This is a genomic window from Lacticaseibacillus daqingensis, assembly GCF_003946115.1.
Lineage (GTDB): Bacteria > Bacillota > Bacilli > Lactobacillales > Lactobacillaceae > Lacticaseibacillus > Lacticaseibacillus daqingensis.
Genome location: NZ_RHOH01000001.1, coordinates 412,053 through 427,659 on the forward strand (window position 1 = coordinate 412,053; position 15,607 = coordinate 427,659).

Here is a 15,607-nt window from a genome sequence, read left to right on the forward strand (position 1 = left end):
GTGCGTATGTCAATTTTTCCCGAACAGTTCCTTTGGGGTGGCGCAACGGCCGCCAACCAGATCGAAGGGGCCTACCTAGAAGACGGCAAGGGCCTATCAGTTGCCGATGTCTTCCCCGGCGGCCCGCACCGGCTGGCGCTCATCAATGCGCCGCAGTTTGATTGGGCCATCAACCGAGGGAAGTACGATTACCCAAATCAGCGCGGCATCGATTTTTACCACTACTATGCGACGGACATTGCGCTTTTGGCGGAGATGGGGTTCAAGTGCTACCGCTTCTCCATCGCGTGGAGCCGCATTTTCCCCAACGGGGATGACGCCACACCGAACGAGGCGGGGCTGGCGTTTTATGACCGGGTGATCGATGAGTGCTTGAAGTACGGCATTCAGCCGGTGGTGACGATGAGCCACTACGAGATGCCGCTACACCTGGTCACGGTGTATGGCGGTTGGAAAAACCGGCAGCTGATCGACTTCTTTGAAAACTACGCGCGCACCATCCTGACGCGCTACGCCGACCGCGTGCGCTACTGGATGACGTTCAATGAGATCAACGCAGCCCTGCATTTTCCGGCGATGAGTCAGGGGCTCCCTAAGCGGCCTGGGGCAAGCGGAATGCGCGCCATTTACCAGGCGTGGCACAATCAGTTCGTGGCGGCGGCCCGGGCCACGGCGCTGGGCCACGCGCTGCGCGAGGACTTGCAGATCGGGTGCATGATTTTGTACGCCACGACCTATGCCTATGACGCCAATCCGGTCAATCAGCTGATGGCGCTACAAGAGGACCAGGCCTTCAATTATTTCTGCAGCGATGTGCAGGTGCGGGGGGCCTATCCGAGCTACACCGCGGCAATGATGGCCCGTGGTGGGGTGGCCTTTGAAACCCTGGCGATCACCGCCGAGGACTTGGCCACCTTACGCGCCAATCCCGCGGACTACATCGGGTTTTCGTACTACATGTCGCGCACGCTGAGCAATCAGTGGATCGAGATGGCATCCGGCAATCTGGCGTCCGGGGTGCACAACCCGTTTTTGCAAGACTCGGACTGGGGCTGGCCGATCGACCCGACTGGGCTGCGCATTGCGCTGAATGCGCTTAACGACCGCTACCAAAAACCCGTCTTCATTGTTGAAAATGGGCTCGGGGCAGTCGACCATCCGACCCCGGACCATGTGGTGGCGGATGACTACCGCATCAGCTACTTGAAGGCGCACATTCACGCGCTGGCGAGCGCGCTTCAAGACGGGGTGCAGGCCATCGGCTACACGCCGTGGGGCTGCATCGACTTGGTGTCGGCGTCAACGGGCCAGATGAGCAAGCGCTACGGGTTCATCTACGTGGCGCTGGATGACTTGGGTAAAGGCAGCGGACGCCGAGACCGAAAGGCGTCGTTTGAGTGGTACAAGCGCGTGATCGCGTCTAACGGCGAAGTGCTGTAAGTCGCGGCTCTGGCGGCAACGCGCATGAAAGGAGGGGGCGCCCGCGTGTACGGGACAATTTTCAAACAAATTCGGTTGGATCATCACCTCACCCAACGCGAGGTGGCCGCGGGGCTGGTGTCCGGCGCGGCGCTGTCACGTTTTGAGCGCGGGCAGGCGGACCTGCCGTTGGGCCTGCTGAGTCAGCTGCTGCGCCGGATGGGGGTCACCCTGCCGGAATACATCGCGATGACGGACCAGTCGGCGAGCGCGCAGACGCAATTCGCGGCGCAGCTGGACCAGCGCTACCGGGCGCGCGATGCGCCGGCGCTGGCGGCGCTGTGTCAGCGCGCACTGCATGATTACCACGTCACCCACGAGGCGCGCGATTTGGTGCGAGCGGCCTTTGCGGCGAGTCACTATTTTGATCTCACGGGCCAAGTGTTGCTCAAACCGGGAGACGTGGCGGCGCTGGTGGACAAGCTCGCCGCCGCCACCCACTGGTACTTGCCGGCCCTGCAGACCGTGGCCAACGTGGCCACCATCCTGCCGCCGACCCGGGCGCTGGCCATCGCCAAGCTGATCGTGGCGGATCTCCCTGCGATTCATGCCTTGGGGCGCGGGAGTTTTGAAGGGGCCGTTGACGCGCTGCTCAGCGTTCATCGGGCCTTGATCATCCGAGAGTTACCGCTAGCGGCGGTCAGCGAGAACTTGCTTCAAGCGCTCAGCCTGCCGCCGACTATGCTCACGTTGCGGCTGCGGCGCCGGTTCTTGAGCCTGCTATTCAGTTACGTTCAAGGGGACGCGCAGGCCGTGGCCCGGCTGGAACAGCTGCTCGAGCTACTGCGGCGCACCGATAACGCGGCTGTTGCCGACGAGCTGGCGATTGCGTTCACTCACATTCACCGGCGGCCAGGGCCAAAGGTGACCTAGCGCCAGCCGGTCCGCGTGCGGCGACTGAGCCCAGCACATTAGACAGCGCCCCTGCCATTCCTCACTTGGGGGTGACAGGGGCGCTGTCGGTTTGGCCTGAGCTGGACGCATCGTGGTGCGACCGCAGTCCCGGAAAAAAGCGTGGGGGTTACTGAGCTGAAAACCCACCCCCGCGGGGGTGCCACCAGCGGCTACAATGGTCGTGAAGTCGCACCGATGAACCTGACACCCAAAAAGGAGGCCCCAATGGCTGCCAACTTGTTAGCCCCCATCGTATTATGCGGGGCGATCGTGCTGATGATGGTGATCGCACTTGATGACCAACAGCCGCGCGCCCAACGCTGGCGCCCGGTTGAACTCATTGCGGTCATCGGCCTGGTGATCGGCTACGTCATTTTGATGCTGATCTGAGGGCTTGCCGCGGTGTGCCAAGGATCGACCGCGGCAAAAAAAGCGGTCACTGCGCGCGGCAGTGATCGCTCTTGGGTCGTGAAGGAGATCGTCGAAGCTGGTGCTTGGTGGGGCGGCACCCAGATATTCGTCAAACACGAAAGAATCGGAGGCATTCCGGCTGATGAACGCGCGCGGTGTCGCTGCGGTGGTGGCTTAGGCGCGGCAAGATGATGTGGGGTCACCCTGCCGGGCTGTTCAGTGCGGCACCACCGAGTGGCCTACCCGACGTGGGGGAAGGCGCCTGCAGGTCGCAACACCAAACACTTCAATCGCGTGGCAGGCACACGACGACGCAGCTGGTGGCGGGTCGACGATCCAAGGTCATCATAGCAGACCGCCGCGCCGGGCGAACCGGATTTACGTCGCTGCAAATTTGCCCGGACTTTTTCTTGCGCCGGTTGACGGTGGGGGAAAACAAGTTGACTCGATCGGGCGGGGGGCACCATCGCGTGCGGCGATTCGAAGTGGCGTAGGTGACAGGGGGTTAGAATGGCCAACAAGCGACCAATATGCCTATAATGTGGTGAAACCGCATTCATACAGACGGCGGTAGCGCCCGGCAGACGCGGCAAAGTGAGGAAAATCAATGGGGCAAATCAACACAGCGTTTCACCACGCGCGGGTCGCCCGCGGGTTATCGTTGCAGGCGGTCGCGGGGGTGAAGAACGCCTCAGCGCTGAATCGATTCGAGACGGGGAAGACCACGCTGGGGACACAGCGCATGCTGGCGCTGATGGAGAGTCTGGGGCTGAACTTCTTAGATGTGCGCGGTTCGGCTGGCATTTTTTTGCCCCCGTGGCAGTTCACCTACGAGGCGATGCTGACGGCCCAACGCCGTGTGCAGCCGAGTCACGCTGCGGCGTTGGGGGCGGCGTATCTGACCGCGCCCACAGAGGTGCCAGCGCCCTTGGCAGACATGCTCCGCTGCCTGATCCTGGCGACGACGGGGGAACCGCTGACCGCGAGCCAGCAAGCACGGGTCGCAACGCACCTGGTCGAGATGACCGAGTGGTTTTACTTGGAGTTTCAACTTGTGCAACAGGTCGTGCCGCAATTAGACGACGTGAGAACCGAGCGGGTGTTGCAGGCGTTGCTCGCGGTGGCAACACCGGCGCGCTTGCATGATCCCCATTATCTGTACCGCGCTGAGTACTTCAAGGCGCTGGTCGTGATTCTTCGGCACGTGGTGCTTAGTGGGAATGAGCGGCTTTGGCAGCTGGCGTGGCCGCAACTCGCGGCAATTCAGATGAACGCGTCAGCAAACATGGCACTGATCTGGCAGAAAAAGGTGCTTCAGGCGGGGCACACGAGCGTCCAACAGGGGCAGCCAACCGCGGCATTGACGCAACTTTTAAGACTTCCGGCCGAGATCGGGGCACCGGCACTTGCGCAAGAATGGCAAGCGTGGGCGACGCAGATTGGAGGAGCAGATGGCACAGGACAAGTTGAATGACGCACTGCGCCAAGTTCGGCGGCTGCGGCACTTGCGCTTGGCAGATGTCGGGACGCCGCCGCTGTCAAGCGCGGCGGTGTCGCGATTCGAAAAACACGGGGCGCAGCTGGCGGGGGAGCAGCTACCGCAGCTGATCGAACGGCTGGGATTGAGCAGCCATGATCTGTCCGCGCTGCGTTTTGGGATGCAGGAGGCCGCGAGCCTGCGGGTGACGACCGCCGTTGCGCACGCACTGGCGGGAGAACAATTTGCCGAAGCCATGGCGGCGATCGATGATTACGAACACCGCGCCGCGGCGACCGAGGCCACGACCCCGTTACCCTTAGCGCCGATCCTTGCTCAGGCGCTTCGCGTGCGGGTGGCGCATCGTGCCCACCAGCCGGTAACGACCGGGATGCTGGCACCGGTGGTGGCACATCTGACCACCAGCACACCGTGGTACGACCTTGAGTACGAGATGTTCGCGTACACGGGTAGCGCCATGACCGAGCCGCAGGTGACCGCGTGCCTGACTGTGGCTGAGCAGGAAGTGGCAGCCAGTGAGTTGTACGCCCCGAGTTTTCTGTTTTGCGCGCGCAATCTTTTGGAGGCACAGCTGATGCACCTGCGTTGGTCGGCTGTCCCGCGGTTGATCGATGATCTGGCGGCGCTGGACTTACGCGAGCCGCAGGGCTTCGACCCCATGACGCTGGCGTTTACGCGCGCGCTGGCCGTGGCCACGGGCCAGTGGGCGGTTCAGCGGCGGCAGTCGTTGACCCCACGCCTCCAACAACTGCTTGAATGCCAACAGGCGTTTGATTCGCCGACACGGGTGACCTTGTACCACCGGCTGATCGAGGCCTGTCGCGCAGCGTTTCGGGAATCGGGGTCAATCGAATCGTGAATCACTGCTTGCTTTAGAGAATGCTTTTTGTTTTAATTGAGTCAGATATATATCGAAAAAAAGTCGGCCGACTTGATTCGGGATAGCAAAGATCAAATGAAATTGCAGATATGCAATGACTTTGGTCTAAAGAATCCCTGAGTTCCAAAAATCGGCCGACTTTTTATTGTTCTATCAATTCTTCCGTGTAAATTATAACGATAGGTGTGTTTTGGCTAGGCATGAGGCGATTGTTGCTGTGCATTGACGGCACGTTATAGCTATTCGCGTTCGCGGCTGATCGGGGGAGCCGCGCGGACCCGGCAGATGAAGCGGCGTCGGGTTCAAACTTGATTGTTGATTTTGAGGAGGAGAAAATATGATGACAAAAACTTTTGGGCTTAAGCGGACGCTTTACACGTCCATGACTGCTGTTGCGCTGCTTGGTGCTGGGGCAGCAGTTACCGCAGCAGGGGCTAACACTCAGCCACAGACCGTCAGCGCCGCTGAGAATACCCGCGTAGGGACCACGGCAGAAGGCACCCCGATTGTTAAGGGCTCTGATGGCTGGTACTATCCTGAGAACGACTTGAATGACGAATCTGACCGCTACGCTGTGGTAACTCTGATTATTGAAGATGAAAACGGTAAGACAGTGCAGACCACCAAGAAGGTTGTCTCCATTAACCGGGGTAACTACATCCCAATTGAGGGTGGTATCCCCAATCGTATCTTTAACAAGGAAGTTTCTATATCTTTTGATTATAAAGACGCTAATGCAAACGCCACCGACAGTGTGTGGTTTGAAAATATCTCCAAGGGTGATACCACTATTATCGCAACCCTTGCTAAGATTGACATGGGTGAAGACGCAGACCCGAACAGCGTCAATGAAGAGGTTCATGTTGACGTTCCTACCGAAGACACCGATGAAAGCGGCAACCCGATCAAGGGCAACACGGATCAGGGTGGTGATGACACTACCGCGCCTGGCACAGGCACAGGTGAAGAAACGACACCAATGGACCCTACGGAAGGTGGGTCTGAAGGCACTGACGTTACTCCTGGTGGGGACAGCGGGGAAGTAATCGCCCCGGAAGATAACACTGGCAAGGAAGACACCAAGGAGCCAGAAGAGACCACGGACACTGATGACGATGTAGATCAGACTGATGAAACCCCGGAGGTTACTACGACGACCTCTATCGATGTTGTAATTGTACAGGTTAAAGAAGACGGTACGCCCAATATTTTGGTAAGTCAGACGCTTGCTGGAGAACCTGGTAAGACGATCGATGTCGCTTCTCTCATCCCGGACGGCTATGTCGCGAATAATCCTGACCCTCTGGCAACGACGTTTATTTTCCCGGCACTTCATACGCCCGATGAAGGTCCCGCGATCCTCTACGTTCACAAGGTCGGTGATAAGGCGACAGACCCAGTGGATAACACCACTTCCACCCCAGAAGATACTTCTGACACCGATTCTTCCACAGGCGCCGAGGACGATAAAAACACCTCGAATGGCGACACAACGGGCACAGAGGAGCACCCCAACGGGACTGGCAACGTTAAGGGCGGCACACAGGGGCCTTCAACGGGCGCGGACAACAGCTCAGCCAAGACTAAGACTACCCCTAAGACCAACGGTGAAGCCAAGGACAAGCGAGCCTTACCATAAACGGGCGAGACCCGTTCTAGTCTTGGGATCGCCGGCATGGCGGTGCTCGCACTGACTGCGCTGCTAGGGATCAACTACAAAAAGCAACACAATTAAGCCGTCATCTCCTGGTTCCAGATTCTAGTGCACGCAAAGACGCGTTGAGCGCAAACTCAACGCGTCTTTGCGTGCTAACGATTCTGGTCACCCATTCCGACTGATCAGAAATAAGGTGTATCCGATAATGGCGAGGGGAAATAGGAACAGCAGCAGGCCGCTGTAAGGAATGTGCTGCCTGAACAGGAGCAGCAGCGTGTCAAGTACGGCCAGGCCGAGGTAGACGGAGACGGTCCCTTTCTTTTGCATCGGTTACTTCCTCCTGATATGAGGCAACTAGTCCGCTGCCCGGTGTGGCTTGAACGCCATGGTGGCGGCGACGGCCTGCTGCCAGCCGGCGTAGAGGTCCTCGCGGCGCGCGGCCGGCATGCTCGGCGTGAAGCGGCGGCCGATGGTGGCCAGGGCCTTGAGGTCATCAGGACTGTCCCAGAACCCGACGGCCAGGCCGGCGAGGAAGGCGGCGCCCATTGCGGTGGTTTCGAGGTTGGCGGCGCGCTCGATCGGCGTGTCGAGCAGGTCGGCCTGGAACTGCATGAGGTAGTTGTTGTTGGCCGCGCCGCCGTCCACGCGCAGGGCGGGGATCGCGATGCCGGTATCCTTGTACATCGTGTCCACAACGTCGCGGGTCTGGTAGGCCAGCGCCTGCAGGGTCGCTTTGACAAAATCATCCCGGGTCGTGCCGCGCGTCAGGCCAAAAACCGCGCCGCGCGCGTCAGCCGCCCAGTACGGCGCGCCGAGGCCCGTGAAGGCGGGTACCACGTAGACCTCGTCCTGGCTCTTGGAGCGCTCGGCCATTTCCTCCGAGTCGCTGGCGTGCACCAGCAGCTGCATCGCGTCGCGCAGCCACTGCATGGCGCTGCCGGAGACGAACACGGAGCCTTCCAGCGCGTAGGTGACCTTGCCGTTCAGCCCGTAGCCGATGGTGGTCAGCAGGTTGTTGGCGGACATCGTCGGCTTTTCCCCGGTGTTCATGACGATGAAGGAGCCGGTGCCGTAAGTGTTTTTGACCATGCCCGGCTCAAGCGCTAGCTGGCCGAACAACGCGGCCTGCTGGTCCCCGGCCATACCGGCGATCGGCACCGCGCTGCCGTAAAAATGGTAGCTAGCCGTGTAGCCATAGATCTCGGAATTGCTGCGCACCTCCGGCAGCATCACGCGGGGGATGTTCAGCAGTTTCAGAATGTCTGCGTCCCACTTCAGGTCGTGGATGTTGTACAGCATCGTGCGGCTGGCGTTGGTGTAGTCGGTGACATGGATCGCACCACCCGACAGCTTCCACGCCAGCCAGGTGTCGATCGTGCCGAACAGCAGCTCGCCGCGCTCGGCCCGTTCCTGCGCGCCGGGCACCTGGTCGAGTAGCCAGCGGATCTTGGTCGCGGAAAAATACGCATCGATCAAAAGGCCCGTTTTGGCGTGGATCAGGTCCTCATGGCCGGCCGCCTTCAAGTCCGCCGCGATGGCGTTGGTCTGGCGCGACTGCCACACGATGGCGTTGTGGATCGGCAGGCCGGTGTCCTTGTCCCAGATGAGGGTCGTTTCGCGCTGGTTGGTGATGCCGATGCCGGCGATCTGCTTGGGCTGCAGGCCGCTTTGGCTGAACACGCGCGCAATGGTGGCGAGGACCGCCTGCCAGATCTCGTTGGGGTCGTGCTCGACCCAGCCGGGTTGCGGGAAGTACTGCGTGAATTCCTGCTGCGCGTCGGCGCGGATGGTGCCGGCGTGGTCAATGATCAGCGCACGCGTCGAGGTGGTGCCTTCGTCAATGGCGAGGATGTAGTTGTCTGCCATAAGTCGCTCCTTGTGAAAACCGTTTGCTCTCATGTTAGCGCATTCAAGTAGTTGGAACAACCAAGTCTGACCAAAGCCGCAGCGCCTTTTCGGTCCCGCGGCCGAGGCTGGGGACCGTTTGCCTTGGTACGCTAGAGCAAAAGGGGGCTGGGGCGATGAAACGGTGGGGCATGAATCTGATCGGGCTAGTGGTGATCGTGGGGGCACTGTTGGCCGCCACGCCGTTGGTGACCCGCGACCAGACCACGCCAGGGGCTGCCATTTTGGATCAGCTCAACCCGCTGGTGCCCACGCGCACGGTGTACGTGCGCACGGACTGCCCCAGCGTCGAGTGGACGACCAACGCCCATGGCGGCCGCGACTACCGCTACCGGCTGGTGAGCTACACGGCCACCGGCGCCCGCCGGCGGCTACTGTTGACGGTCACGGACGCCCCGCTGGCCAAGAACCAGCTGTTGGCGGTGCGCGCCAAAGGGCAAACCGTGATCGGCTGGCACAAAACGACTTATGCGCACCTGCCGCGGGCGGTGCAGCATCGGTTGCGCTGACGCCGGTTTGGCAAAAGGAGCGGCAAAGACGTTAATGATGCGAACAAGATTGTTCGTATCGCGCTGAAGTTTGTTACCGTTGCAATAAGTGTAAATGGTATTCAGAGAAGAGCCCGAGCAGTGTAGCTTGGGTTTTTTTCGCGCCGCAGTGGATTGCAGAAGTGAGCGGTTGAATCGGTTTGAATTATACGTTCAACGCCAACTGTTTTGTTCATGTCACGCGCTTTCTCCAATGAATTCGAAAAATGTTATATTTTTACAAAAAAGGTAAGCGGTTACAATGCAGTCATGAAAGGAGTGAATTTAAGTGAAATATGGGAAACTTTTATTGACTGTCGGGGCAGGTCTACTTCTGGCGGGATCACTTGCTGCTTGTGGTGGGAAAACTGCTTCTAGTTCAGAAACTACGATCGATAAGAAAGAGCTTAAACCGTACGGGAAGTATTCTGAACCAGTAAGCTTTACGATTGGTAAGCAGACTCGTCCTCTAGATACGCTGTACAAGGGCGATACACTTAAGAATAACCCAGCAACACGGTACTTAAAGAAAGAAACTAATATTTCGGTGAAAACTGAGTGGACCACATCCGACTTTAACCAAAAAGTAGCCTTGGCGCTTTCGACAGGTGAGATTCCGGATGTGATGTCGGTTTATCAAGATCAATTCAATCAGCTTCTGGATAATGATCTGATTGAGGATTTGACAACGGTGTACAAGAAAGGTGCTTCGAAACGTGTTAAAGATGCTATTTCTTCGTATGATCAAGATCTTTTAGGGATTTCTAGTCGTGATGGCAAGTTAATGGCAATTCCGCAACCGTATCCCTACTTTGAGGAAAACATAACCTGGATTCGCAAGGATTGGTTAGATAAGCTTCACTTAGACACGCCAGAAACGTTGGCAGACTTGGAAAACGTTGCGAAGCAGTTTGTTGAAAAAGATGCTAGTGGCACGGGTAAGACATTAGGCATTACGCTTCGCAGTGATTTAAACGGTTTTGATGGAACACAGATGGATGCCGGAATCTTTTTTAACCAGTTTGGTGCGTTTCCACGGAGCTTTGTTAAAAAGGACGGCAAGGTGGTTTATGGCAGTATCGAGCCAGAAACAAAGGATGGGCTCGCAATGCTTCGTCGTTGGTATAAAGAGGGTATTATCGATAAAGAGTTTGCAACGCGCACCGACGATGAAAAAAAATCTGACTTAGCAGATCGCATGGGAATCTATGTTGGTCCATTCTGGGGCACTGACATGGTAAATTCTTACGACAAGGATAAGAACGCCAACTGGATAGCCGTAACTGGGCCGGTTAAGGAGAAAGGTGACAAGTTTATCACTACCCGGAACACGCCGGTATTCCGCTATATCGTTGTTCGCAAAGGCTTTAAGCACCCAGAAATGGTTATGCGCGCCATCAATTCGATGGTTGATTTTAACCAAGGCGTCGGTTCCGCAAAGGCTTACCGCAAAGCTGAGGCAAAGAAACATAATCAGACTGCATTGCCACTTAGCTGGGCACTTGCACCGATTGACGTTAACATCGAACGTTCTGACAAGACACCACTTGGTCTCGCAGACATTGAAAATGCGTTGAAGACAGGCGACACTTCCAAACTTTCCGACAAGAATGAAGCATCCTTTGCACATGTTCGCGATTATCCAAAGACTAAAGATAAGTCTGCACTTGAAGACTACTTGTATTACCATACTGGAATTCAAGCAGCAACCAACACCGATAAGATTAAGTTCGTTGATAAGGCCTACTATGGAGACACGCCATCGATGGTTAAGATGAACGCTAACTTGATTAAGTTGGAAAACGAGACTTTCATTAAGATCATCATGGGTCAAAGTCCGCTGAGTGATTTCGATAAATTTGTTACGCAGTGGAAGGCTCAAGGTGGGGACACAATTCTTAAAGAAGTTAACGCGGCTGTTGATAAAGGTGAAGTTCAGTAGGATGATTGCTTAATCACAGTTTTCTTAAGAAAGACGGAAAATGAATGTATCGCGCACTTATGATTGCTGACAAGACCTAGACGATACTCGTAGTCATAAATGGCGATAAGTAGGAAGAGTGGTTGAAGGCAAATTCAACCACTCTTTACTTATAGAGGTGATAGAAGATGAGCATTGCAAGATTTAATAGCAAGTACTTTTCCAAGCGTCAAATGCCGTACCACCTAATGATGCTCCCGGGTATGATACTTTTGTTTTTATTTAACATTCTGCCTATGTTCGGAATCATTATGGCCTTTCAGGACTTTGTGCCAGCTAAAGGATTCTTCGGGTCACCCTTTGTTGGGCTTGCCCACTTCAGATATATGTTTTCACTGCCAGATAGCTTCGCAATTTTTCGAAACACAATAGTCATCGCGTTTGGCAAGATCCTTCTCGGCATGATCGTCCCAGTCATCTTCGCTTTGTTATTGAATGAAGTGCGAGTAAAGAAATTTAAGGAGTTCGTTCAAACGATTGTCTATCTGCCAAACTTTCTGTCATGGGTTGTTCTCGGGTCCGTTTTCACGATGATCTTCTCGGGGTCTGGAATATTTAACAACTTTTTGGGCATGCTGGGGCTCAAGCCAGTGCTTCTGTTGGCCAGCAACAAGTGGTTCCAACCGCTAATAATTTTAACGGATGTGTGGAAGGGCTACGGATATGGGACGATTATTTATCTGGCGGCAATGACCAGTATTGATCCGTCCCTATACGAATCGGCGTCAATGGATGGCGCTAACCGTTGGAAGCAGGTACTGCATATTACGCTGCCTGGCATTCTTCCGATGATCATACTGGTGGGGACCTTAAACCTGGGCAATATCTTAAACGCTGGATTTGATCAGATTTACAACATGTACAATCCGATTGTTTATCAAACTGGCGATATCATTGATACCTATGTTTACCGTATGGGCTTACAAGGCGCGCAGTTCTCATTCGGGGCTGCGGTAGGTTTGTTGAAGTCTGTTATCAGCCTGTTGCTCATCGTCATTTCTTATAAATTGGCCGATAAGTTTGCAGATTACAAGCTGTTCTAGAAGGAGTGACAAGTATGGTTCAATCTAAATCTTTTGCCAATCGACTTGCAACGGCCTTGATTGTTATCGTGATGATCTTGGCTGTGGCATTGGCGTTAATGCCGATTATTAACACTATCGCAATCTCCTTTAGTACTGGGACGGCCGCTTCATCAGGTAAGGTGGCGTTTTGGCCTGTTGACTTTACGCTTTCTGCTTATCAGAAAATTTTGAAAGATGGGGCTTTCTGGAGCGCATTCATGGTCTCTATTGCGCGTGTCGTTATCGGTGGGGGCTTGAGCATCGCGTTAACTGTCCTGATGGCATTTCCAATGTCACGAAAGACTTCGCAGTTTGCTTCACGCAACATCTATATGTGGACTTTAGTCTTTGCAATGTTGTTCAACGGTGGGATGATTCCTACTTACATGGTTGTTTACAAGCTAGGACTGATCAACTCTTTTTGGTCCTTGGTATTGCCAACTGCAATCAATGTCATGAATATTATCCTGATGATGAATTTCTTCAAGGGTATTCCGTCCTCACTGGAAGAGGCTGCCGTTATTGACGGTGCCTCACCATATCGGATTTTGTTCTCAATTGTCCTTCCAATATCGTTACCCTCTATTGCGACTATTACGCTGTTTACTGTTGTCAATTACTGGAACGAGTTCTTCAACGGGTTGATTTACATTAATGATCAGACCAAAATTCCATTGCAAACCTACTTACAGCAGTTGGCGCTTCAGCAGCAGAATATGACGCAGTTATCTAAAGAGGAAATTATGGCCATGTCACAGATTTCCTCCCTATCTCTCAATTCAGCAAAGATTCTGGTTTCAATGATTCCGGTTTTGATCATCTATCCATTACTACAGAAATTCTTGGTCAAAGGGCTTGTCCTAGGCGCAGTAAAGGAGTGATGAAAGCGCTATACTTGTAATTGGATAAATGGTATGGGGTGAGCGGGAATGAAGAACGTGTTGCTGGTGGATGATAACAGATTCGAACGGACTGCGATTAAGAAGTTACTGAAGACAACGTACAACAACGTGACTGTGTTCGACACTGATTCGGGAAGTGAAGCGCTCGAAATTCTCAAGAGTAACCCAATTGCGGTTCTCGTGACAGACATCAAGATGCCATTAATCAACGGAATCGAGCTAATCAAGCGCGTTCGTGACTTAGATGATAGTCTTGCTATTTTGGTTATTAGCGGGTATGACGATTTTGATTATGCGCGCAAACTACTTCCGTATCATGTGGAGAACTATCTGCTCAAGCCAGTAAACATTTTGGAGTTGAAAGACTCCCTTGAATCAGTTCTGTCTGATAAGTCTGTTGAGGGCGAGGGTAATTCTGTAGTTGCGCAAGTGATTGATATTGTTAGGAATGAATACGCCAACAACCTAACCTTGGAAGAAATTTCCGAACGGGTTTACTTATCTCCCGCGTATCTTGGCGTGCAGTTCAAGAAAGCTACAGACAAGAGTTTCTCCCATTACTTAACCGATGTTCGATTGGAGCGTGCCGCGGAGCTATTAGCAAACAGTAACCTACGAATTGCTAATGTGGCTTCGTTCGTTGGTATTAATGACCCGTCATATTTTAACAAGATATTTAAAAAACACTATGACATGACTCCTGCTGCGTATCGACGCGAAAAGTGGGAGACTTCTGAACGATGAAAGCTGAAAAGTGGTGGCAGCAAAGCTCTCTGAGCGTGAAGTTGATTGTTTCGATGACGCTGGTGGCAGTGCCGGCCCTGATTCTTCTTGGGGTTATCTCATATGTTCAAGCTCGAAAAATAGACTATAATACGGAACAAAATTACATCCAAAGCACTGTCAGGCAGAACGTTGGATAGATCGAAGAAAAGATCAGTCGTGGCAACAGCGCGATCACGAGCCTGTCTCTTAACTCTGCGATTGCAACAGGCATGAGTCTCGGGAACGAAACGGCTGCTGATATTTATTCGAGATATTTGTTCTTTCGCGATGACTTTGATCCAACAACGGACACGCTGAGAGAAGCAAGCGGAAATATCGAATCAATCGATTTTTACACTAACTCGCCAATGGCAGGAAGTCGGAACAACATTCATCGATTGACAATGAATGGAGCACCGAAATTTCTCAAGGAATTTGGGTATACGTTGCGCCCGCGTTGGTTCAGCGATACTAGTTACGTATACGGGGCTCAAGCAATACCGCAAACAATTGCATCGGATTATTATACCGTGGTAGTAGTTTCTTACAATAAGACAAAGTTCTTTGAGTCACTAAGTGCAAGCGATAAAACACTAACAACGGAGATTCGTAGCGCAAATAAACGGCAGGTCTTTCAGGGGACTCGATGGGATGATATTGAGTTTACTAGGCAAAAGAGACAGTATGACATCTCAGGTACTGATTGGAGAATGGCAGTGCAGGTAAATGGCCGTAATCATCTGAGTAATCGAATTGTCTACTACACTACTTTTGGGATTGCTGTTAGCTTGATTACGGTTGGGTTGCTAACTAATTTCTTTATTCGAAAAATCAGTACTAGTTTCCATGATTTGCGCGATCGGATTCAAAGCGTAATTACGGGTAAGCAAGTTGACGTTTCTTTTAAGACTGATCAACAGGATGAGTTCGGTCAGTTGAGTAACGAAATCGGTACGATGTTAGCAACGCTTGATAGAATGACAACCAAAATATACAGAGCTGAGCTTGACCAGCAGAGCAGTAAGTACGATGCGCTGGTCAACCAGATTAATTCGCACTTTCTGTACAACACACTGTCAATGATTAACTGGCAGGCCATTGACAGTGGGGAGCCACAGATCAGTATAGCGGTACAGGAGTTGTCTAAGTTCTACCGCACAACGTTGAACCATGGTAAGAGTGCGACTACTTTAAGAAGCGAAATTGAAAATATTAAGGCATATATCACCCTGCAGCTGATGTTGGATGATCGCTTTCAGGTGTCTTATGACGTCGACTCAGATGTTATGGAGGCAACCGTTATAAACCTAATGATTCAGCCAATCGTTGAAAACGCGATTGAGCATGGTTTTGTGGAACGAAAAGTTGAGAATGAAATTGCAATTTCAGCACACCACGTCAAGGATAACCTAGTGATTCAGATTGTGGATAACGGCATTGGTATGGCGACAGTACTGCCTAAGCATATTCTGGAAAATGGCGAGAAGGGTTACGGATTGCGGAATGTTGATCAGCGCATCAAGTTTTATTTTGGTCATCAGTATGGCTTGAAAATTGAGACGCGTGTGGGGGTTGGTACGTCGGTAACTATTACGCTCCCGTACGGTGTTGGGAAGGGTTTTAAAGATGGATATGATACGTAGA

15 protein-coding genes are annotated in these 15,607 nt (G+C 53.5%); 13 read left to right on the forward strand and 2 right to left on the reverse strand.

Features of this window, described 5'->3' with window-relative positions:
• Positions 1–6: 6 nt before the first annotated feature.
• The 6 genes from EKM88_RS01640 to EKM88_RS01660 all read left to right on the forward strand — a co-directional run bounded on the left by EKM88_RS01640 (position 7) and on the right by EKM88_RS01660 (position 6,801).
• Complete coding sequence (locus EKM88_RS01640) at positions 7–1,440, forward strand: glycoside hydrolase family 1 protein (RefSeq protein ID WP_125702434.1); 1,434 nt, start codon at positions 7–9, stop codon at positions 1,438–1,440.
• 24 nt (positions 1,441–1,464) lie between these two features.
• On the forward strand, positions 1,465–2,352 hold the full coding sequence (locus EKM88_RS01645) for a helix-turn-helix domain-containing protein (RefSeq protein ID WP_125702435.1): 888 nt from the start codon (positions 1,465–1,467) through the stop codon (positions 2,350–2,352).
• A gap of 246 nt (positions 2,353–2,598) precedes the next feature.
• Positions 2,599–2,763, forward strand: coding sequence for a hypothetical protein (locus EKM88_RS13205; RefSeq protein ID WP_164511965.1), 165 nt, complete (start codon positions 2,599–2,601; stop codon positions 2,761–2,763).
• 628 nt (positions 2,764–3,391) lie between these two features.
• The gene (locus EKM88_RS01650; RefSeq protein WP_125702436.1) at positions 3,392–4,258 is read left to right on the forward strand and encodes a helix-turn-helix domain-containing protein; all 867 of its coding nucleotides are present in this window, start codon (positions 3,392–3,394) and stop codon (positions 4,256–4,258) included.
• Complete coding sequence (locus tag EKM88_RS01655) at positions 4,236–5,141, forward strand: hypothetical protein (RefSeq protein WP_125702437.1); 906 nt, start codon at positions 4,236–4,238, stop codon at positions 5,139–5,141. The genes EKM88_RS01650 and EKM88_RS01655 overlap by 23 nt, the downstream gene beginning before the upstream one ends.
• 358 nt (positions 5,142–5,499) lie before the next feature.
• A complete protein-coding gene (locus EKM88_RS01660; protein ID WP_125702438.1) occupies positions 5,500–6,801 on the forward strand; it encodes a hypothetical protein in 1,302 nt (433 codons plus the stop codon).
• A 183-nt stretch (positions 6,802–6,984) separates the two neighbouring features.
• Here EKM88_RS01660 and EKM88_RS13210 read toward each other — a convergent pair whose 3' ends face one another.
• Both EKM88_RS13210 and glpK read right to left on the reverse strand, forming a co-directional pair.
• A complete protein-coding gene (locus EKM88_RS13210; protein ID WP_164511966.1) occupies positions 6,985–7,146 on the reverse strand; it encodes a hypothetical protein in 162 nt (53 codons plus the stop codon).
• A gap of 27 nt (positions 7,147–7,173) precedes the next feature.
• Positions 7,174–8,685, reverse strand: coding sequence for a glycerol kinase GlpK (glpK, locus tag EKM88_RS01665; RefSeq protein ID WP_125702440.1), 1,512 nt, complete (start codon positions 8,683–8,685; stop codon positions 7,174–7,176).
• A gap of 155 nt (positions 8,686–8,840) precedes the next feature.
• On the opposite strand from glpK, the gene EKM88_RS01670 reads away from it, so the two are divergent.
• From EKM88_RS01670 to EKM88_RS01700, 7 genes are all read left to right on the forward strand, one after another.
• On the forward strand, positions 8,841–9,233 hold the full coding sequence (locus tag EKM88_RS01670) for a DUF1093 domain-containing protein (RefSeq protein WP_125702442.1): 393 nt from the start codon (positions 8,841–8,843) through the stop codon (positions 9,231–9,233).
• Between the two features lie 307 nt (positions 9,234–9,540).
• Positions 9,541–11,193 (forward strand): extracellular solute-binding protein, encoded by a 1,653-nt coding sequence (locus tag EKM88_RS01675; protein ID WP_125702444.1) that lies wholly within the window; start codon positions 9,541–9,543, stop codon positions 11,191–11,193.
• A 275-nt stretch (positions 11,194–11,468) separates the two neighbouring features.
• Positions 11,469–12,275 (forward strand): ABC transporter permease, encoded by an 807-nt coding sequence (locus tag EKM88_RS01680; RefSeq protein WP_225418408.1) that lies wholly within the window; start codon positions 11,469–11,471, stop codon positions 12,273–12,275.
• Positions 12,276–12,289: 14 nt separating this feature from the next.
• Positions 12,290–13,177 (forward strand): carbohydrate ABC transporter permease, encoded by an 888-nt coding sequence (locus tag EKM88_RS01685; protein ID WP_125702448.1) that lies wholly within the window; start codon positions 12,290–12,292, stop codon positions 13,175–13,177.
• 48 nt (positions 13,178–13,225) lie between these two features.
• A complete protein-coding gene (locus tag EKM88_RS01690) occupies positions 13,226–13,942 on the forward strand; it encodes a response regulator transcription factor (protein WP_125702450.1) in 717 nt (238 codons plus the stop codon).
• The gene (locus EKM88_RS01695; protein ID WP_125702452.1) at positions 13,939–14,121 is read left to right on the forward strand and encodes a hypothetical protein; all 183 of its coding nucleotides are present in this window, start codon (positions 13,939–13,941) and stop codon (positions 14,119–14,121) included. Before EKM88_RS01690 ends, EKM88_RS01695 begins: the two co-directional genes overlap by 4 nt.
• A gap of 72 nt (positions 14,122–14,193) precedes the next feature.
• Positions 14,194–15,606 (forward strand): sensor histidine kinase, encoded by a 1,413-nt coding sequence (locus tag EKM88_RS01700; protein ID WP_125702454.1) that lies wholly within the window; start codon positions 14,194–14,196, stop codon positions 15,604–15,606.
• Position 15,607: the final 1 nt, after the last annotated feature.